Here is a 20,332-nt window from a genome sequence, read left to right on the forward strand (position 1 = left end):
AATAATACATGAGAACAGGCCCTTTGTGGTCTGTTTTTTTGTGTATACACAAAAAAGCTGTTACACAATCAATTACTTGATTGTGCAACAGCCCCTTCAATTTTTTCTTTTTGTTGCATATTAATAATTCAATAGGTGAAAAGCAAGAACGATTGGAAGGAAAACTTGTTGTACTTAACAAACAGATACAAACTCTACAGGAAGGCAGTCCTAAAACAGAAAAAGGTAATACTGATAGTACAATTGATTTTCTAAAACAGGAGTATGCTAATTACAAAGACTTTGCAAATAGTAATCGAGAAAGTTTTATTAATTTAGTCAGCTTGTTTTTGGTGGCATTAGGTGTGTTGGTAACAGGGGGAACAATAGTACTTTACTGGATTTTTGGTCAAACAAAAACAGAAGTCAAGGAGAATGCTAATTTAACGATAAAGTCTTCAATTAAAGAAATTGAAGATGAAGCAAAAAGTAAAATTAAAAGTTTAATTGATCCTAAAATGGAAGACTTTGAGGAAAAATACAGAGAGTTAGAAAGATTTATGGAGAATCAACACGCTCTTCGAAAAAGCAGAGTCTTGGTTTTAAGCCCAGAGGAAAGAAAAGACGAGATGGAAAGACTCGAATTAATGAGAATACGTGAAATAGTAGGTGAAGCTCAATTAATTACATTAGATAATTTCGATGAATTTGAACAAAAATTAGACAACAAAGAAGTTGATATTCTTATTTATAGATACGAAAAAAAAGAGAAGGATAAGCAAGAAGAAACAATAAGAGCATATATTCAAGCATTAAAAGACAGAGATTCAAAAATCCCTGTAGTAGTGTATGCTCAGCCAGGACATTTGGTTGATAAAAAGGATGGGGAGATTGTTAACTCGTATCCTTATGCAGTTATGGCTAACCTTCCAACTACTCTTACAAGTAATATGATTTCATTGGCTGGAGTTTTATCATATGAGAGGAGTTGAAAGGGTGACAGTAACAGAGCATCTTGAATTTATTGCTATATGTTGAAAAAAATTAGTGAAGATGAAAAGGAGGGCATTTGTGACAAGGTTAAAACGTTGAAATACTCAAGTCCTAACAATGTGTTTTTACAGTATTTGGGTATGTTTGCGTTATCATTTATTCTATCTGTAGAATCTCCCGGTGCAACTGCAGCAGGCAGTTTATTCGGTCTTACTCCAATCTTATCAGCAATATTTAGTATAGGTGGTGGAAGTTAGGTTTCAATCATGTTTGTTATAATACCTTATAAAGTTCTCGTTAAACTCAAAAACGTAAATTAAAGAAAGAAGGCTTTATTCATAAGCGGTCAAAAAAATCAAGGGAAAGATATTGAAAAATATGGAATGCCAGGTGTTGCGCTTATAGATCCATTCGTATCTATTCCACATATCGGTGCTGGTGCAATAAATGGAAAGTTGTTTTTTGACAACTATTAGTATTTGTGTGGTTTGACTATTTATAATTCTAAAGGGGCTGGTGATTATTGTGAAAGTAGCACTTATTCATATGGCTTATTTCATAGCACTTATTATCCTCTCTGTCTTATCCTTTTTCACAATATTTGGTGCGGGATTTGTAGGAGGGATTGACTTATATACTTTAATTATTCCTTTTATATTTAGTGTGTTGTGGCTTTGTGACTACATATGGCGTATGCTAAGTATGAATCCAAATAAGATACAGTTAATTCGTCCAACAAAAGATTGGGCATTTATCAGTTTATTCCTATCGGGGATATGTATCGTTTTTAGTTTATTTTTATCAACATTGCTTCCAGTACTTGGAATTTCCATCATATTGCTTCTTAGTTGGTACTTCCTGCTTTATGGATACATAAAGAAAAAAAGTAAGGATGCTCTAAGGGCTTTAGGTTCGATTCTGTTTATCGTTTCTTTGGTTTTTGCTTATCTAATTTGTAGATATTATATGACAATATAAGTAAATGAATTTCATAATAATCACCCCTTATCTCACAAGGGGTTAAAATGATAAAAAAGGAAGCACCTCCCCAAATCTTATATAATGGTCATAAAAACAAAACCATAAAAAGATAGCAGGAGTGCTGCTTATGCCCATGATATGACAAATGAAGCTATTTGGCATCCAAGAATTATACGATATGGAACCTATCCAAAATATGAAGCCATTTTTTCTGCGATAGATTTGGATAAGATAGATCGCAGAGTAACGAAGAAATCACGACGAGGTGCGCCAGAAGAATTGAACTATGAAGCCATGATTTTTTCCTTTGCGGTGAGATATGTGGGAACGAATCTCAACGATAGAGGATTTAAATGAAAAATTTTTTTAAGTATTGCCCTCAGAAACTTTGGTGTATCATTTCTATAAACCTGCTATAGGCACTTGTGATAAAGGCATCTTTTCTTCGTATAAACACTGTTTTTACAGTGGAGTATTTCTCGGGAATCTCGTGGTAACAGAGCTTGTCATCCATTTTATGGTGGCTGACAAGTGACTTTGTAGTTATAGAAACCCCTAATCCGGCTTTTACGCATCCGATGATTGCTTCTAATGTTCCGAACTCCATAATTTTTAAGGGGAAAATGCCCTCATCATGAAGCCATTGTTCTAGACGTTTTCTGTGAATGCAATGGGGGCGTGTTAGCAATGTCCGTTTTTTTAAATCTGTTAAAAAAGTGAATGGGGCTTGCAGATTGTCTGTTATAACAACGAGTTCTTCCTTCAGTATTGGTGTCTGAATAATGTCAGGATGTTTAACGGGTCCTACCACAAACGCTCCATCTAGTTTGTAATCAAGAACATCACTGATAAGATCTTCTGTTTCACCAATGTTTAGGGACAATTCTACTTCAGGGTAGTTCTCATTGTAAGAAACCAAAACAGCAGGTAATCTAACAGATGCCGTTGTCTCATTTGCACCTATAGATAGTGGGCCATGAGGGGTTTCAGAATCTTGAATAGCTTTTTTCGTTTCTTCCATTAAGTTTAAAATTTTGTCTGTATACGCTAAAAGCAATTTTCCTTTTGAGGTTAACGAGACACCCCGCGGATGTCTGTAAAACAGTACGGTTTGCAGTTCTGATTCTAATTTTTTTACTCTCCCTGTGACATTAGATTGAACATAATTTAATTGTTCAGCGGCCCTTGTGATATTTCCTTCATGAGCTAAAGTTTTAAAGATAACTAATTCCTTTATGTCCATCCTAGACTCCCCTTATCATTTAAAATGATCGATTCAATCTTATTTAATCATTTTTATTATAAGTCTAAAGGTATTATGATGAATAGTAAATAGGAGATATTTTCTTCTTCCTAAAGGTTTTTAGCGCTGTGTCTATATTAAAGAAAAAGGGGGTGAGTCAATCTGAGAGATGTTCGTCGTTTGAGGGCGAGATTGTCTGAGGAAGAAAGTGATTTATTTACCAATGACCAATCTTTTTTGTAGAAATTGGTCTTAGAAAATTTAGAGATGCAGTTAAGTGACACACCAATAGATTCTGATTCAAGCGGAAACAATGAATTAATACAAATATTGATCCTAATGATTGGCAAGAAATGAAAGGTAAGCTGACAGTGATTCAAGAGAATATAAGAAACTTAGTGAAACAATTGAATTGTGAATTCATTTGAAAAGGCTAATTGGGCAATTAAATATTGAGAATCACCAAATAGTTCCCTGGATTATTAGGCAAAAAAGAGGAAGCAGATTATTGGGATTAACAAAGCGAGTATTGTTGTTGCAGGAAATAGCAGATTTTATGCAAAGCATGGATAGGCTTCAATTGTTGCTAAATTCGACTCCAGAACAATTAACAGAAAAATACGATATTATACACTTAGGAGGAAGCAAAATGGATTTCGAACCAAACACAGAACAAAATGATTGGATTACAAGAATTCAACAATTTCTTGTAAAAAATGATCTGGAAAACGCAATGAAAAGTGAATCTGAACGTTTGCCATGGCATATTCGCGAGCTTGCTGGACAGGAAAACCTAATAGGATTAGATGTATCGAAAGAAGATGGTGGTCACGGGGTATCTGATTTGACTATGGGACATATTTACGAAGTGTGTGGACGCTTCGGATTAAATACAAGAGAGCTTTTCGGAGCAGGTCATGGCAGATTAATTGCGAACTATGGAACCAAAGAACAAAAAGAAAAATATCTTCCCCCACTCATGAGGGGTGAGATTTTAATCGGAGCAGGTTTGACTGAACCTACTGGTGGTTCAGATGTAGGTGCGTTTCAAACCACAGCTAAAAGAGTTGGATCCAGTTACATTATTTCAGGAGAAAAAGAGTGGGTCAATAGAATAAGGGAAGCAAAGGTATTTGTGGTATTTGCAAAAACAGATCAGGAATTAGGTGCCAAAGGGTTATCGGCCTTTATCGTAGAAATGAACGATCCAAACATTAAAAAGTATGAATACGATGCACTAGGGCTAAAAGGGTTCTCTTATGGCGGTTTTGAACTAGATGACGTAGTCGTACCTACTGAAAACTTACTGGGTGAAGAAGGACAGGGGTTTGCAATTGTTAATCAACATTTTAATTTTGTGAGAAATTTAGTTGCGTTAATTTCCATTGGTAGTGCTCAAATGGCACTAGAGCAGGCTATAGATTTTGCTAAGAGTCGACAAGCATTTGGTGGACCAATTGGACGATTTCACTCGGTAATGCATAAAATTTCTGAAGGAGAAACAACACTTGAAGCAGCACGATTACTTGCTTATAAGTCCTTAGTCTATTTGGATAAGGGTAAACCAAATGCAAAAGAGGCATACATGGCAAAATGGTTTGGAACAACATCAGCTTACAAGGTAATAGATGATGCTTTACAGATACACGGTGCTCGGGGATATATTAAAGACTATGGTCTTGAACAACGTCTTCGTGACGTGAGAGCGTTTTTAATTGCTGATGGTTCAACGGAGGTTATGAAGTCTGTACTTGGGAGAGAGTTGCTTGGAAAAGAGGTTTATAATGCCTCATATGGTAGAATGACCCCAAAGAGAGAGAAAATAGTATGATCATGTCTACTGATCTCGCAGATGTTGCTGTAGCAAAGACAAAATTATGTTTTATAGATGGTGACGAAGGTTTGCTTGAGTACAGAGGACACGAGGTAGGAAAGTTAGCGAAAAACCATGTATTTGAAGAGGTTGTCCACCTTTTATTGATGGGGCATCTTCCCTCTGTAGAAGAATTATCTAGCTTTAAAAATAAAATGGCACTTTATCGTTCGTTGCCGGAACCTGTAAAAGAAATCATCAATACTATTCCTACAGATGTTGATATGCTTAGTGTACTTCGAACGGCAATTTCAACCTTAGGGGAATTCAGTTTTCCTCCAACGGTAGAACAGTCGTTATCAATATGTACTAAAATACCTTCAATAATAGCTTACAGATACAATCGTGTTTGTAAAAGAAAACCTGTCGAACCAAGTAATCATTTAGGTCACACTGCTAATTATCTATACATGATAAAGGGCACTGAGCCCAAATTAGAACAAGTTCAAGCACTAGAGGCTTATCTGATTTCAACATTGGAGCATGGAATGAATCCTTCGACTTTTACAGCTAGAGTGATTACATCAACCCGGGCAGACATTGTCTCATCAGTATCTGCGGCTATCTCTGCATTGAAAGGACCGTTGCACGGTGGTGCTTTATCACAAATTTCTATGAATCTACAAGAGATTGGCTCAAAGGAAAACACGGAACGGTGGTTACGAGAGAAAATCGAAGCTGGAAAAAGAATCATGGGGTTTGGCCACCGAGTGTATAAGTACCGGGATCCGCGAGTTTTACCATTAAAAAATATTGCAATCAAACTATCTGGAAACGACAGCAAGTTGGATTTGGCCACTCATGTTGAGGAAATGACACTACAATTGCTTAAAGAATATAAACCTAATAAACAATTTATAACCAATGTTGAATTTTATGCAGCTGCGTTGCTAAATGCTGTTGGTTTTGATAACAATTTGTTAACTGCAACTTTTGCGGTTAGCAGATCGGTTGGGTGGTGTGCACATTCAATAGAGGCTGCTAATGGTCCCTTGATTTATCCCCAATCGGTTTATTCAGGACCGCGAATTGGTTTAAGATTGTAAATGTTTATGTTTTTCATCTGTCTGTCTATTTTGATTAGGCAAACTGAAGTTCTTATATTGTTGTTTCTATTTTACCAAAGCAAATTAAGGGATGTTTATTATGTCTTTTACAGATATTTTTCTAATCCTAATTACAGGTTTTATAGCAGGTTTTATTAATACAATGGCCGCAGGGGGATCTCTTTTAACCCTACCTGTTTTAATTTTTCTTGGTTTACCATCCGCAGTTGCCAACGGAACTAATCGGGTTGCTATAGTGGTCCAAAGTATTGCTGCGACAACGAATTTTTATCGAAAAGGATACTTTGACAAAAAACTTGGTTTCTTGCTAAGCATTCCAGCTATTATAGGGTCAGTAATAGGGGCCAACCTTGCCGTCTCTATATCTGATCAATTATTTAACAAGATACTTGCTGTTATAATGGTAATTACAGTTATATTTATTATCTGGAAACCGGAAAAGAAAATTTCAGCGATTGGCAATGGAGACTATTCTATCGCTCGTAAAGTGTTGGGTATCACTACTTTCTTTTTTGTGGGGATTTACGGTGGATTTATTCAAGCGGGAGCTGGTTTTTTTATAATTGCTGGTTTAACAGCCATTTTTGGAATTAGTCTTGTTAAATCAAACAGTATTAAGGTTTTTGTCGGTGGAATTTACATTTTGGTTTCTCTTTTTGTATTCATTATTCATGGGCAAATTAATTGGTATCTTGGTTTGTCCTTGGCGGTTGGAAATGCCTTTGGGGCCTGGGCTGGAAGTCATATCGCCATATATAAGGGTGATAAATGGATTCGGGTTTTTCTTATCATCACCGTATTTTTCATGGCAGGGAAGCTTTTGGGTTTTTTTGATTTTTAGAATATTTATAAAAATCCTGGCTGAACTTTTGACGCATTGCCCTTATCTTTCTGCTATCTCGCAGCATCGTTAGTGAATCTGGACGGAAGTTTGGGTTTAATTATACAAAACAAGAACAGCTATTGGGGCAGAATGTAGTTCCAGTAGCTGTTATCTCGTCTAATTCTATTAGATGGTGTCCTAATAATAATTCCCAAATGATGTCTGTTGAAGCAACTGTGGCACTGAATCATCCGTTTTGGACTACATATATTTAGTTGATTTTTTATGTTTTATATGATTTTAAAATATGATTCTGCAGTCAAAAATATAGACAAAGAAAAAATATAACCCCACTTTTAAAAAGTGAGGTTATATTTATATATTTTTCTGTACGAATTAACGAAGTAATTGAAGTACGCCTTGTGGTTGTTGGTTAGCTTGTGCAAGCATAGATTGAGCAGCTTGTGTAAGAATGTTGTCCTTCGTAAAGTTCATCATTTCTTTCGCCATATCCACATCACGGATACGTGATTCAGCTGCGGTTAAGTTTTCAGCAGACGTACCTAGATTGTTAATGGTATGTTGCAAACGGTTTTGTACTGCACCAATTTTCGAACGCTCAGCAGATACGTTGTCAATTGCTTCTTGAATAGTAGTAATTGCTTCGTCTGCTGAACCTTGCTCAGTAATATCGATTTCATTAACATTTAACGATTCAGAACTTGAAGACATATCTCCAATTTCTAAAGAAAGGTTTTGCCCTTCGTTAGCACCTACGTGGAATGTTGCCTCAAATGAACCATCAAGCAACTTTTGTGTGTTGAATTCTGTGTCTGTAGAAATGTCATCTAATGCACTTTTTAACTGATCCACTTCTTTTTGCAATTCTTTACGGTCTTGTTCTGTGTTCGTGTCGTTAGAAGATTGAACAGCTAATTCACGCATACGTTGAAGGATAGCATGTGTTTCATTCATTGCACCTTCAGCAGTTTGCGCTAAAGAGATACCATCTTGTGCGTTTTTTTGTGCCATTTCCAATCCACGGATTTGACCACGCATTTTTTCAGAGATTGCTAGCCCTGCAGCGTCATCTCCTGCTTTGTTAATTTTAAGACCAGAAGAAAGCTTCTCCAATGAGTTTTGTACAGCGCCGTTGTTGTTAGAAAGTTGACGATGTGTGTTCAACGCTGCAATGTTGTGATTAATAATCATAATTTTTCTACCTCCGTGTGTTTGATTTTTATACTAGCGGTCCTTATCCTTTTGAGTTGCTAGTATGTAATATATAATAATCTCCTAATAGTAGGAGTTATTATCCAAATTTATTCGCACAATCCTAAAAGCTTATGGCGCTTTAATAGTTCGTGCATTTATATCATCTTCCTAGATGATCTATTATTTATATCGACCATTGTTTTTTAATGTTAAGCTAAAAAGTAATTTTTAATAGAAAAATATAAATTGCATTAGTCTTTTGGAAGTAAAGTTAAAAAAACATCTCGTTCACTTGTTTCTGTCTTTCATATACATAATTTAATATTCTATCGAAATAAAAAGGTTATATGGACAATATCAATTGCCTTGGTAGGTCTACTTAAAGATGTATAAAGAATGCTTGCCATAAATATAAGTGATAAAATGTATACCAATAATGACTGGTATACAGAAGTTGTTTACTTTAATAAATACTGAAATCAATGTTCAAATTTCCAGGCATCAAAGATTATTAAAGCAATCGCGTACAAGGAACTGTTTTTCTATACCTAAGGAAGTATTACAAATTATGTAAAGAAGCTGCTTCAAGATTAGTAACTGAAAATAATGATTCTTAGTGAATATCTTATATTTTTCGTTTTGAATACTGTATAAGACAACTAGGGAATTAAAAAATAGTATGATTAGGAAGTCAAAAATATAGACAAGGAAAAAATATAACCCCACTTATAAGAAGTGAGGTTATATTTATATATTTTTCTGTACGAATTAACGAAGTAGTTGAAGTACGCCTTGTGGTTGTTGGTTAGCTTGCGCAAGCATAGATTGAGCAGCTTGTGTAAGAATGTTGTCCTTCGTAAAGTTCATCATTTCTTTCGCCATATCCACATCACGGATTCGTGATTCAGCTGCGGTTAAGTTTTCAGCAGACGTACCTAGATTGTTAATGGTATGTTGCAAACGGTTTTGTACCGCACCAATTTTAGAACGTTCAGAAGATACGTTGTCAATTGCTGTTTGAATTGTTTCAATTGCATTGTTAGCTGATTCTTGCTCAGTAATATCGATTTCATTAACTTTTAATTCTTCAGAACTCATGTCTCCAATTTCTAAAGAAAGGTTTTGCCCTTCGTTAGCACCTACGTGGAATGTTGCATCAAACGAACCATCAAGCAACTTTTGTGTGTTGAATTCTGTGTCAGTAGAAATGTCATCTAATGCACTTGTTAACTGTTCGACTTCTTTTTGCAATTCTTTACGGTCTTGTTCTGTATTCGTGTCGTTAGAAGATTGTACGGCTAATTCACGCATACGTTGAAGGATAGCATGTGTTTCATTCATTGCACCTTCAGCAGTTTGCGCTAAAGAGATACCATCTTGTGCGTTTTTTTGTGCCATTTCCAATCCACGGATTTGACCACGCATTTTTTCAGAGATTGCTAGACCTGCAGCGTCATCTCCTGCTTTGTTAATTTTAAGACCTGAAGAAAGTTTCTCCAATGAGTTTTGTACAGCGCCGTTGTTGTTAGAAAGTTGACGATGTGTGTTTAACGCTGCAATGTTGTGATTAATAATCATAATTTTTCTACCTCCGTGTGTTTGATTTTTATACTAGCGGTCCTTATCCTTTTGAGTTGCTAGTATGTAATATATAATAATCTCCTAATAGTAGGAGTTATTATCCAAATTTATTCGCACAATCCTAAAAGCTTATGGCGCTTTAATAGTTCGTGCATTTATATCATCTTCCTAGATGATCTATTATTTATATCGACCATTGTTTTTTAATGTTAAGAGAAAAAGTGATTTTTAATAGAAAATTTTTCATTTAAAATGGGTTTTATAAGCGAAAGATTGAGCAATAGCCTCTAAGCTACAATTCATGCAGTCATGCAAGTGTATTTCTTTTACAAAATAAGTTAAATCATAAAGACTAATCAATATCCTGTGAACGAACTAAAATCCTGTTATAGCAATTTATTTTGGAAGTGAAAGGAGTTACCTGGCTGCATTATTATGTAATAAAAGAGGAAAATAAATATAAATTTCTTTACGAGTAGTAACCAAAATCTACAAGCAATTGCACAAGCCTCACGATACTAGCACCCGCAAATGAGAGTGAAAGATTCTAATTCGAGGGTCTTTTTTAACCTCGTAAATTTATCCTATATTATAGGAAACCATAATAATTTTTGGTCTAGCCAAATGCAACTTATCCACCAAAAAATAGCCCAAGAATGACATACGTTTCATTACCTATAAACGTCATTACACTTCCCATTTATCCCAACAAAAGTGTATAATAATCAAGGTTTACTATCATTTGCTACAACCAATCATGCACGGTATAAGGGTAATAACTACAAGTATAAAATGCCCCTGCTGCATACGAATGGGTTATTGCACTTGTATGAAAAAACATACAGGCTTTTACCAAATAAGCAACAGGAAGATTGTACTTCCTGAATGGAGAGCTACAAAGCTGGGTAAGTCTAAGTGAAAGAAAATAGCATCAGAGGCTTTTAAATCATTCCCGTGAACTTCTTCTAACAATGCGTAGGTGAAGAAGACACCCACGGATTGGGTATGCACTTCGGCAATCAAAACCACTAGCAGGAAATAGCAGTACCTAAATGCCCCGTAACATGTTAGACTTCTCTTAGGCTACAAAACTCATTGCGAGTTCTGCAGACAACATCTTTGATCCATTCAGCCAGATGTTCCAATAAATGCAGCTCAACATCATGGCTATATGCCCAATCTCGCTCAAAAAATACAGGATAAAGCTTTATTTTTTTAAAATAGCAAACGAGAGATTTCTCCGTTTTTTTATAGTGAAAGGATTTGTTTGAATATGACAGATAATTTTTGGCGCAATTTACCAAAGCCGTTTTTTGTATTAGCACCGATGGAAGATGTGACGGATGTTGTATTTCGTCATGTCGTTAGTGAAGCTGGAAGACCAGACGTTTTCTTTACAGAATTTACAAACTCGGAGAGCTATTGCCATCCCGAGGGGAAATTTAGTGTACGTGGACGCCTAACTTTCACAGAGGATGAACAGCCTATTGTAGCCCATATATGGGGCGATAAACCTGAAAACTTTCGCCAAATGAGTATTGGTATGGCAGAAGAAGGATTTAAAGGCATTGATATGAATATGGGTTGCCCTGCACCTAATGTTGCAGCGAACGGAAAGGGATGTGGGCTTATTCGACGTCCAGAAGTTGCTGCAGAGCTGATTCAAGCAGCAAAAGCAGGTGGACTTCCCGTAAGTGTGAAGACAAGGCTTGGCTACACCCAAGTGGAAGAGTGGCGAATTTGGTTACGTCACATCTTACAACAAGATATCGCAAATCTTTCTATTCACTTACGTACGAAAAAAGAAATGAGTAAAGTAGCTGCCCATTGGGAGCTCATCCCAGAAATAAAGAAACTTCGTGATGAAGTAGCACCAAATACTTTATTAACCATTAATGGAGATATTCCTGATCGTCAGACTGGTTTGGAACTTGCCCATCAATATGGTGTAGATGGGATTATGATTGGTCGAGGTGTATTTAAGAATCCATTTGCGTTTGAAAAAGAGCCGAAAGAACATACCAGCGAAGAGTTGCTTGACCTTTTAAGATTGCATCTTGATCTTTTCGATAAGTATACAAAGTTGGAGCCACGTCCATTTAAGCCGCTTCGTCGCTTTTTTAAGATATACGTCCGTGACTTTCACGGGGCGAGCGAGTTAAGGAATCAATTAATGAGTACAGAAACGACAGATGAAGTACGTACATTGCTGGATAACTTTGAGCATTGCAAACAACCAGATGCCCCAATTTAGGGGGTCTGGTTGTTTGTTACCTATTTCGTTTATGCGGAAAAGTGATATACGCTAAACGAGCGTTATTTCTCGGGAAAAGCTTAGACACTTCGGCAACAAGCCTTTGTCTATAATAGAATCAACTTGTGCACTCGCAGAACAACTTAACAAAGCAATGCCAAGCCATCCTATAGAAGTTGAATGAAAATGAAATATATAAAATCTGCGAAATATGATAAATTGCTTTTAATGAAAACATGATGGATCCAAATAGTATGAAAATACTTGATGAACTAATGCAAGTTGTTCCATTAAAAAGCGGTATGCGAGTATTAGACTTAGGTTGTGGGAATGGATTAACGTCTATATAGTAAGATTTGATGATAAGCCAAACGTTTCTAAGATGTGCTACTACTTGTATTTCTAAAAGCTTACATATATTACGTATACTTATTTTTTCTTTCATTCAAGTAATGCATTATATATGGTATGTAATAATTATTTATTGATATTCAATAAATAAAGAATTATAATAGAGATAACGATAAAAAGTGAGGTGTTCCTATGAGACGTGTAGCAGTACAAATCTTGAAGATTGCTATTTTTGTAATTGGCATCGTGGTATTAGGCTTATGTATTTTCGCCTTGCCTCCGTTAGCAAGCAGTTCAGCAGAGATGTTTCCGGAGTTTTCTTATTTACAATATCCTATTTTAATAGGCTTGTATGCGACAACAATCCCTTTTTTCTATGCGTTATATCAAGCGCTTAATTTATTGAATTATATGGAGAAGCAGCTTGCTTTTTCAACGTTTGCGGTGCGGTCATTAGCGCGTATTAAGTACAGCGCGATTGTCATCAGTCTATGTTATATAAGTGGAATGATTTATCTTCTAACGCAAAGTGCGCTTCATCCTAGTATTGCAATTGTAGGATTGGCGATTCTTTTTTCTGCCATCGTTATCATGTTGTTCGCCGCGGTTTTACAAGAACTTTTGAAAAATGCAATGAAGATTCAGTCAGAAAATGAGTTGACGATTTGAGGTGAGTACATGGCAATTATAGTTCACATTGATGTAATGTTAGCAAAAAGAAAAATGAGTGTAACGGAGCTTTCGGAAAAAGTAGGTATCACGATGGCGAACTTATCTATTTTAAAAAATGGCAAGGCGAAAGCAGTTCGTTTTTCTACGTTAGAAGCCATCTGTAAAGCGTTAGATTGTCAGCCAGGGGATATTTTAGAATATCAAGCTGACTTGGAGACAGAAATTAAAGAAGAGAATCATAGGCAAGTGCAATAGAAATGACGTTGTACGGAGGTCGTGTTACAGGCCGCTGCCTCCGCATATTTTATCAATTTTTCAAGCGTTTTATCAATCTCATTGTAAATAAATGAGTTGCGATGAAAGCATGGATTTTGCAAAGTTAACGAACCGACATATTTGAAAGCCAAACCACCTCATTCGTGTTTTAGTCATGAGAGGCTCCATTAAATTGAAATAGTCCGTGCACTTCCCTTTTCTAATGCTTCTTTAGAAGTATTGGCATCCCCTGCAAATGAAAGGGGATTCTTTATTTGCCAAATCAACTTCTACTTCCACGCCATCATACCCCTTCTTGTCAAATATATACGACTTCATCCCTCGTTGTAACTTAGTTCTTGCTCATTGCTCCGTTTCATCTTCCCCTCTTTTTCTGCTTTTGTTTACAAGCGTACGCCATTTATCTTTACTAAACGATGCACCAATATTCGTTGCAATTTTTTCAAAATAGTCATAAAGCCACTCCGAATCAGAATGGTGGACAGAGATAAAAATTCTATTTACGATAGAAATAGAAGAAACAATAAGGATGAAAGGATGGTTATTTTGAAAATTCTTGTTGTAGGAGCAAACGGACAAATTGGTAAACATCTGGTGAAACAAATTCAAGCTAGTGGGAAACACACAGCAAGAGCGATGATTCGTAAACAAGAGCAAGCGAGCTATTTTAACGAATTAGGTGCAGAGACAGTCATTGTGGATCTTGAAGATGAGGTAGCAGCGATTACGAAAGCGGCTGACGGTGTTGACGCTGTCGTGTTTACAGCTGGTTCAGGACCTAAAACTGGAAAAGACAAAACATTAATGGTGGATTTAGATGGTGCAGTCAAAACGATGGAAGCAACGAAAGTAGCTGGGGTAAAGCGTTTTGTGATGGTAAGCTCATTTGACACGAGCAGGGAAGCTATCCAACAATCATCAGCTTCTTTTGCCCCATATGTCGTTGCTAAGCATTATGCAGATGAGTGGCTCAGAAGCACCGATTTAGATTATACAATTGTCCATCCTGGATTATTAACGAATGATTCAGGAACGGGGAAAGTGCAGGCAGCAACGAAAGTGGAGCGAGGAGAAATACCTCGTGAAGATGTGGCAAGCGTTATTTTTGGCTGTTTAGAAGATGAAACAACCATTGGTAAAGAATTTCAAGTTGTAACAGGGGAAACAGAAATCAAGCAGGTGTTACAACAGTTATAAGTAACTCTCCAATCAGTAAGGGAATCTGGGTACCCTTCGCTGATTGGAGTTTTTTTACATTATAGGAAAGTATAGAGTTTTAAAGATTATAGGATAAGAAATACGACAGCGTTTTTCTCTAGAAATATTTTCATGATAAGCAAAGTATTTCTAAAAATAGAAGATTTATAGTACAAGCAAGCTACAGCGATAGCCAACTTTTCCTAATAACTAGTGATAGTATGCAATTTTAGCCATGGCTACAATAGAGAAGTCACCATCTAATTTGAAAAAAGCACTTGCAGGCGAGTTTTACCTACAAAAAATACAAACTTTCTCCCTTAAACTTGGCGCTAAGCCAAGTTTTTAATCTACTGATATTCCATTTAGACGATAAAAAAACCCTCAAATGAAGGCTACTACACCTTATGTACTTTAGCAAAAACAATTTAACGCTTTTATCGATAAAAGCATTCATCGATTTATTAATAAACTAAACAATGCGTCACCCCGTTAAATAACAAGATTTTATAAATGTTAAATAAACCCTTTTAAATCAACGTTAAATTATGTATTGACAAAACAAAAAAACAGGCGTAAACTTAGGATTGCAAGTTAACTTGTGAGTGCTTTCACTAAACAGCAATCGATGAGATATCTTTTTTACGTACGATAAAAAATGCGTATTGGAGAGGCATGATGACTGAACTTTAATTCACGTTTTGAATTATATGTGAAACATCAAACATTTGCTGTTTCCATGTGTAGTTGTTAGTCAGAGATAACGGGGAATGATTTTGTTCATCCGTTCTCTAAGTAGAAATTCTTTCATTTTGATATGAACTTCCTAGGTATACAGTCATATGAAAATGAGATGCATCTTTAAGTAACAAGTTGAAATAGGAAAGAAGGAAAATTTATGGCTAAAACAAAAAGCCTAACACTTTTTGGGCTAATCGGTATTACGATGGCTTTTTTTGGTACGGTACGTAGTGTGCCAACACTTTCTATAACTGGGTGGACACAAATTTTTTATATGTTAATTGCGGCAGTTCTATTCGCATTGCCGATCGCCTTGATGTCGGCGGAACTTTCTACAGGTTGGCCGGAGGAAGGCGGGCCTACAGTTTGGGTGAAGAACGCATTAGGTGAGAAATGGGGATTTGTTACCTCATGGTTACTATGGGTTCAAATGTTTTTTGGTATGGTCATGGTTGCGTCTACAGTAGGTGTGTTATTTGGATATGTTGTTAATACACCAGAGCTATCTTCAAACAATTACTTTATTTTTGCAGTTATTTTAATCTCCTACTGGAGTGTGACGTTACTAAATCTGAAATTTGACATGGTAAAAATAGCTGGTAACTGGGGAGCCATTATCGGTGTTTATATCCCATTTGTTCTCCTAGTTGGTCTAGGTGTTATCTATATGATTAAGAATGGTATTCAGCCAAATAGTTATTTAGGGGATTTTAAACCGAGTGACCTTGTTCCGAATTTTAAAGACTTAGGTAGCTTAACTTATTTATCTGGAATTATCTTTATTTTTGCAGGTGTAGAAATCTCCTCTGTGCATGCAAATAATATCCAAAACCCTAAACGTAATTATCCAATTGCGGTTATAGCATCTGTTGTTTTGTTGGTTTTCTTTAATATTGTCGCTGGGTTAACAGTTTCCAACGCAGTACCAGTAGGTGAATTGGAGTTAGCTAATATTACACAACCATACAAGATTTTCTCTGAGAACTTGGGTATTCCATCTATTTTCGTGAATATCATTTCATTGATGATTTTAATTGGGGTGTTAGTACAGTTAAGTGCATGGGTACTTGGCCCAAGTAAAGCGATGATAAAAATTGCCGATGAAGGTAACTTGCCTAGATTCTTTCAAAAAAGAACGGAAAAAGACATTCCAATAACCTTTGTATTAATTCAAGCAATTGTTATTTCTCTCGTATCTTTCTTGTATGTAGTTGTTCCTGATGTAAATAGTGCCTTTTTAATTATTACAATTACTACTACTATTTTATATTGTATCGTGTATGCATTAATTGCTATTTCAGCAATTCGCTTACGCTATAAAATGCCAGAAGTTGTGCGACCATTTAAATTAGGCAATAAAGGTAATGGATTAATGTGGTTTGTTTCCATGCTGTCTTTAATTAGTGTAGTAATTACGCTTACTGTCAGTCTTATACCACCATCTATTTTACAACCTAGTCAGTACACAGGTTACATTATTTATCAAGTAGCGGCTACAGTAATAATGGTTGGTATAGCACTTATTATTCACAAATGTAAAAAACCAGAATGGAAGAAAGAAACAACAACCAATCATAAAAAATGTAGCTAAAGAGAAAATAGTTGATTTCGTGACGATAATTGGAGGATTAGAAAATGAAAACTGAATTACAAGACCACAATTTAAAAGCTTTATTTTTAGGAAGTAAAGGGGAGAACGTAGACTTATTTAAAGAACTATTATTAAAAATGATTGATGAACATGTGGGATGGCGTCAAAACTATCAGCCACAAGACTTACCAGTAATTACGCCACAAGATAAAAGTTCAAAAAGTTTCCAAGAAACTGCTGATCATGTACGTAGTGTACTGAATGTTTTATCTTCTAAGCTTCGTACGAACTCCCTTCCGTGGCATACAGCGGGCCGTTTTTGGGGACATATGAATTCAGAAACATTAATGCCATCTATTATTGCTTATACAACTGCGATGTTATGGAATGGAAATAACGTAGCATATGAATCATCCCCAGGTACTTCACAAATGGAAGAAGAGGTTGGTCATGAGTTTGCTGCTCTTATGGGATATAAAAAAGGAGAAAGCTGGGGACATATTTGTGCTGATGGTTCTATTGCCAACCTTGAAGGGCTTTGGTACGCAAGAAATATGAAATCTCTTCCTTTAGCTATTAAAGAAGTTGCTCCTGAATTTGTAGCAGGTAAAACAGAATGGGAATTGTTAAACATGTCTACAGAAGAAATTCTAGATATTTTAGATCAAATTCCTGAAAAAATAGACGAAGTGAAAGAGCATTCTGCACGCAGTGGGAAAAACTTGCAAAAACTAGGTAAATGGTTAATTCCTCAAACTAAACATTATTCTTGGTTGAAAGCTGCTGATATTATCGGTGTAGGTCTTGACTGTGTTGAAGCGATTGATGTGGATGATCATTATCGAATGGATATTGATAAATTAGAAGCAAAAATCCGTGAATTGGCAGCTGAAGAAATTCCAGTTCTTGGTGTGGTTGGGGTAATTGGAACAACCGAAGAAGGACAAGTCGATCGTATTGATAAAATGGTAGCATTGCGAGAAAAATTAGCTAAAGAAGGCATTTATTTCTATATTCATGTAGACGCTGCTTATGGTGGCTATGCCCGTGCGATATTCTTGGATGAAGATAATAACTTTATAGATTACGCGAAAATGGCAGAAGTACATGAAAAATATAACGTTTTCACAGAGAAAAACGAATGGCTTACCGAAGATATTTATCATTCTTTCAAAGCGATGAGTGAAGCGGAAACCATTACCATTGATCCACATAAAATGGGGTATATTCCTTATTCTGCTGGTGGTATTGTTGTTAAAGATACGAGAATGCGTGACGTAATTTCTTACTTTGCCACTTATGTATTTGAAAAAGGTGCCGATATTCCAGCTTTACTTGGTGCTTATATGCTAGAAGGATCGAAAGCAGGTGCTACTGCGGCTGCAGTATGGACAGCCCATCAGGTGCTACCATTAAATGTAACGGGGTATGGTAAATTAATTGGTGCAAGTATTGAAGGTGCTTATCGTTTCTATCATTTCTTACAAGGAAAACAATTCAAAGTTGGCGATAAAACCATTCATGTTTATCCATTAACAAAACCTGACTTTAACATGGTTGACTATGTATTTAATGAAGAAGGAAATACAGACTTAGAAAAAATGAATCAACTTAATCATGATTTTTATGAACAGGCTTCTTATGTTAAAGGTGGACTATACAATAACGAGTTCATTACTTCACATACAGATTTTGCGATTCCAGACTATGGAAACAGTCCATTGTCATATGTTAAAAGTTTAGGATTCAGCGAAGAAGAGTGGGATCGTGAAGGGAAGGTTACGATACTTCGTGCTTGTGCTTTATCACCGTATGCATATGACAAAGATGTGTTTGAGGAATATGCTAGCAAGATAGAGCAAGCAATTCAAGAAAAACTTGAAAAAATTTATGCTGTTGTAAATGAATGAACTTCTATTAAAGAATCAGTTTATAAATAGTAAATAGGTTGTGGGAGGCTAGAGGGGATGATTTTATCTTGCTATTAATCATCCCTCGGCTCCAATTGATTTGGAAATCTTCTCTTACACTATAATCAAGTATAAAGTTGTAAGGTTTATAGTATAAGAACATCGAAAGTGTTTTCCGCCATAAAGATTTGGCGGTAAATTTCTTCAATGATTATTGATGATAGCTAAAAATGTAAATGTTTACCTTTAAAGTAAATGACAAGTACTAGACTACCTTCTGTAAACAAGGTAATCTCAATAATGGGAAATAATAATAGTGCTTACGATCTTTGACAACCATGATATATAATTTTAATACCTTTACGTTTATAGTATAAGAAAAGTTTGGTGACAAGCCAAGTTTTTCTAAATAGGTTGTTCTAAGTATTGTTAATAAACCTTGCTATTTGCAAATATATGGGTCTATTTGTGAATTGTTTAACAATTACATGTAACGCGTTCGGCATATCGAAAATCTCTATGAAAAGTTACAAAATACGATATGCAGAAAGCTGTTAAGGAAGTGAAAAAATGACAATTAAAAAAGTATTAACGATTGCAGGTTCTGATTCAAGTGGTGGTGCAGGTTTGCAAGCCGACCTGAAAACATTTCAAGAATACGGAACTTTTGGCTGTACTGCTATCACGAATATCGTCACGATGGATCCGAAAAATAATTGGAACCATCGGGTGTATCCCGTTGATGAGACGACAGTTCGGGAACAATTGGAAACAATCTTCTCTGGTAGTCCGCTACATGCTATGAAAACGGGGATGTTAGGCTCTACAAGTATGATAAAGCTGGTAAGTGAAATGATTGATCAATATGAAATGAAGAATGTTGTCATTGATCCGGTAATGGTTTGTAAAGGAGAAGATGAGCCTTTGCACCCGGAAAATGGGGTTGCTATTCGCGATTATCTTTTACCGAAAGCAACGATCATAACGCCTAATTTATTTGAAGCTGCTCAACTATCTGGTATGTCTACAATCCGTACAGTTGCTGATATGAAAGAAGCAGCGAAAAAGCTGATAAACATTGGCCCAGAATATGTTGTTATTAAAGGCGGAAAAAGTTTAGATGGCAATAAAGCAATTGATTTACTTTATGATGGGTCTGCTTTCACTTTTTATGAAGTAGAGAAAATTAATACGAATTATAATCACGGTGCTGGATGTACATTTGCAGCTGCTATCACAGCAGGATTGGCAAAAGGCTTCTCTGTAAAAGAATCGGTAGCAAAAGCAAAAACATTTACGACCGAAGGAATTAAGGCTGGATTTGCCTTTAATACTTTCATTGGACCAGTTTGGCATGGAGCCTATAATAGAGCAGGTCTATCTGAGTAGTTCTATGATTTTACTGGAGGATTTAGAAGGGGAAAGAATTTCGTCTTGCTTACTAAACTATCTCCTGCATATATCACGCTGTAGAACAGTTGCCTCTTAAGTTGAAAAAACGCTGTTTAAGTAAGAGATACCAGTGCTTCCATCAGCTAAAGCAGATTCGGCGTTGGAGGCAAATGTCTATGGACTGATACGTTAC

Annotated in this window: 16 protein-coding genes and 1 pseudogene; 14 read left to right on the forward strand and 3 right to left on the reverse strand. The window is 36.0% G+C overall.

From position 1 onward, the window contains the following. Positions 1-113 precede the first annotated feature (113 nt). The 4 genes and pseudogenes from BUB45_RS17210 to BUB45_RS20275 form a co-directional block, all read left to right on the forward strand. On the forward strand, positions 114-971 hold the full coding sequence (locus tag BUB45_RS17210; RefSeq protein ID WP_212590792.1) for a hypothetical protein: 858 nt from the start codon (positions 114-116) through the stop codon (positions 969-971). Positions 972-1,067: 96 nt separating this feature from the next. Beyond that, positions 1,068-1,229: a hypothetical protein gene (locus tag BUB45_RS19995; RefSeq protein WP_170861781.1), complete on the forward strand. Its 162-nt coding sequence runs from the start codon at positions 1,068-1,070 to the stop codon at positions 1,227-1,229. Between the two features lie 268 nt (positions 1,230-1,497). After that, positions 1,498-1,950, forward strand: a complete 453-nt coding sequence (locus BUB45_RS17220) for a hypothetical protein (RefSeq protein ID WP_073012708.1) — start codon at positions 1,498-1,500, stop codon at positions 1,948-1,950. Positions 1,951-2,098: 148 nt separating this feature from the next. Continuing rightward, positions 2,099-2,305 (forward strand): annotated as a pseudogene (locus BUB45_RS20275) (IS5/IS1182 family transposase); the annotation flags it as partial. Between the two features lie 27 nt (positions 2,306-2,332). On the opposite strand, the gene BUB45_RS17230 reads toward BUB45_RS20275, so the two are convergent. Then, positions 2,333-3,196, reverse strand: coding sequence for a LysR family transcriptional regulator (locus BUB45_RS17230; protein ID WP_073012712.1), 864 nt, complete (start codon positions 3,194-3,196; stop codon positions 2,333-2,335). Between the two features lie 508 nt (positions 3,197-3,704). On the opposite strand from BUB45_RS17230, the gene BUB45_RS17235 reads away from it, so the two are divergent. The 3 genes from BUB45_RS17235 (at position 3,705) to BUB45_RS17245 (ending at position 6,977) form a co-directional block, all read left to right on the forward strand. Next, positions 3,705-5,027 carry an acyl-CoA dehydrogenase family protein gene (locus tag BUB45_RS17235; RefSeq protein ID WP_073012714.1) on the forward strand — a complete coding sequence of 441 codons (1,323 nt, stop codon included), beginning with the start codon at positions 3,705-3,707 and terminating at the stop codon, positions 5,025-5,027. A 2-nt stretch (positions 5,028-5,029) separates the two neighbouring features. Next, on the forward strand, positions 5,030-6,115 hold the full coding sequence (locus BUB45_RS17240) for a citrate/2-methylcitrate synthase (RefSeq protein ID WP_425303973.1): 1,086 nt from the start codon (positions 5,030-5,032) through the stop codon (positions 6,113-6,115). 100 nt (positions 6,116-6,215) lie between these two features. Next, positions 6,216-6,977: a sulfite exporter TauE/SafE family protein gene (locus BUB45_RS17245; protein WP_073012720.1), complete on the forward strand. Its 762-nt coding sequence runs from the start codon at positions 6,216-6,218 to the stop codon at positions 6,975-6,977. 378 nt (positions 6,978-7,355) lie between these two features. Here the strand turns inward: BUB45_RS17245 and hag are convergent, their stop codons facing one another. Continuing rightward, positions 7,356-8,171 (reverse strand): flagellin Hag, encoded by an 816-nt coding sequence (gene hag, locus BUB45_RS17250; RefSeq protein WP_073012723.1) that lies wholly within the window; start codon positions 8,169-8,171, stop codon positions 7,356-7,358. A 771-nt stretch (positions 8,172-8,942) separates the two neighbouring features. After that, complete coding sequence (locus BUB45_RS17255) at positions 8,943-9,752, reverse strand: flagellin N-terminal helical domain-containing protein (protein ID WP_073012725.1); 810 nt, start codon at positions 9,750-9,752, stop codon at positions 8,943-8,945. A 1,276-nt stretch (positions 9,753-11,028) separates the two neighbouring features. On the opposite strand from BUB45_RS17255, the gene BUB45_RS17260 reads away from it, so the two are divergent. The 7 genes from BUB45_RS17260 (at position 11,029) to pdxK (ending at position 20,136) form a co-directional block, all read left to right on the forward strand. Beyond that, on the forward strand, positions 11,029-12,009 hold the full coding sequence (locus tag BUB45_RS17260; RefSeq protein WP_073012728.1) for a tRNA dihydrouridine synthase: 981 nt from the start codon (positions 11,029-11,031) through the stop codon (positions 12,007-12,009). 543 nt (positions 12,010-12,552) lie between these two features. Further along, positions 12,553-13,029 carry a DUF2975 domain-containing protein gene (locus tag BUB45_RS17265; RefSeq protein ID WP_073012731.1) on the forward strand — a complete coding sequence of 159 codons (477 nt, stop codon included), beginning with the start codon at positions 12,553-12,555 and terminating at the stop codon, positions 13,027-13,029. Between the two features lie 9 nt (positions 13,030-13,038). After that, positions 13,039-13,287: a helix-turn-helix domain-containing protein gene (locus tag BUB45_RS17270; RefSeq protein ID WP_073012734.1), complete on the forward strand. Its 249-nt coding sequence runs from the start codon at positions 13,039-13,041 to the stop codon at positions 13,285-13,287. 558 nt (positions 13,288-13,845) lie between these two features. Further along, positions 13,846-14,505: an SDR family oxidoreductase gene (locus tag BUB45_RS17275; protein ID WP_073012737.1), complete on the forward strand. Its 660-nt coding sequence runs from the start codon at positions 13,846-13,848 to the stop codon at positions 14,503-14,505. Between the two features lie 898 nt (positions 14,506-15,403). After that, a complete protein-coding gene (tyrP, locus tag BUB45_RS17280; protein ID WP_073012740.1) occupies positions 15,404-16,837 on the forward strand; it encodes a tyrosine-tyramine antiporter in 1,434 nt (477 codons plus the stop codon). A gap of 44 nt (positions 16,838-16,881) precedes the next feature. Continuing rightward, positions 16,882-18,747, forward strand: a complete 1,866-nt coding sequence (gene tdc / locus BUB45_RS17285; RefSeq protein WP_073012743.1) for a tyrosine decarboxylase — start codon at positions 16,882-16,884, stop codon at positions 18,745-18,747. Between the two features lie 570 nt (positions 18,748-19,317). Further along, on the forward strand, positions 19,318-20,136 hold the full coding sequence (pdxK, locus tag BUB45_RS17290; RefSeq protein WP_073012746.1) for a pyridoxine/pyridoxal/pyridoxamine kinase: 819 nt from the start codon (positions 19,318-19,320) through the stop codon (positions 20,134-20,136). Positions 20,137-20,332: the final 196 nt, after the last annotated feature.

This window comes from Virgibacillus chiguensis (assembly GCF_900129865.1).
Classification (GTDB): Bacteria; Bacillota; Bacilli; order Bacillales; family Amphibacillaceae; genus Virgibacillus; species Virgibacillus chiguensis.

Bases quoted from the DNA above. Each gene is read 5' to 3' on its own strand.
- BUB45_RS17230 (WP_073012712.1), bottom strand. From the start codon at position 3,196: ATGGACATAAAGGAATTAGTTATCTTTAAAACTTTAGCTCATGAAGGA.
- BUB45_RS17240 (WP_425303973.1), top strand. From the start codon at position 5,030: ATGTCTACTGATCTCGCAGATGTTGCTGTAGCAAAGACAAAATTATGT.
- BUB45_RS17245 (WP_073012720.1), top strand. From the start codon at position 6,216: ATGTCTTTTACAGATATTTTTCTAATCCTAATTACAGGTTTTATAGCA.
- hag (WP_073012723.1), bottom strand. From the start codon at position 8,171: ATGATTATTAATCACAACATTGCAGCGTTGAACACACATCGTCAACTT.
- BUB45_RS17255 (WP_073012725.1), bottom strand. From the start codon at position 9,752: ATGATTATTAATCACAACATTGCAGCGTTAAACACACATCGTCAACTT.
- BUB45_RS17260 (WP_073012728.1), top strand. From the start codon at position 11,029: ATGACAGATAATTTTTGGCGCAATTTACCAAAGCCGTTTTTTGTATTA.
- BUB45_RS17265 (WP_073012731.1), top strand. From the start codon at position 12,553: ATGAGACGTGTAGCAGTACAAATCTTGAAGATTGCTATTTTTGTAATT.
- BUB45_RS17270 (WP_073012734.1), top strand. From the start codon at position 13,039: ATGGCAATTATAGTTCACATTGATGTAATGTTAGCAAAAAGAAAAATG.
- BUB45_RS17275 (WP_073012737.1), top strand. From the start codon at position 13,846: ATGGTTATTTTGAAAATTCTTGTTGTAGGAGCAAACGGACAAATTGGT.
- tyrP (WP_073012740.1), top strand. From the start codon at position 15,404: ATGGCTAAAACAAAAAGCCTAACACTTTTTGGGCTAATCGGTATTACG.
- tdc (WP_073012743.1), top strand. From the start codon at position 16,882: ATGAAAACTGAATTACAAGACCACAATTTAAAAGCTTTATTTTTAGGA.
- pdxK (WP_073012746.1), top strand. From the start codon at position 19,318: ATGACAATTAAAAAAGTATTAACGATTGCAGGTTCTGATTCAAGTGGT.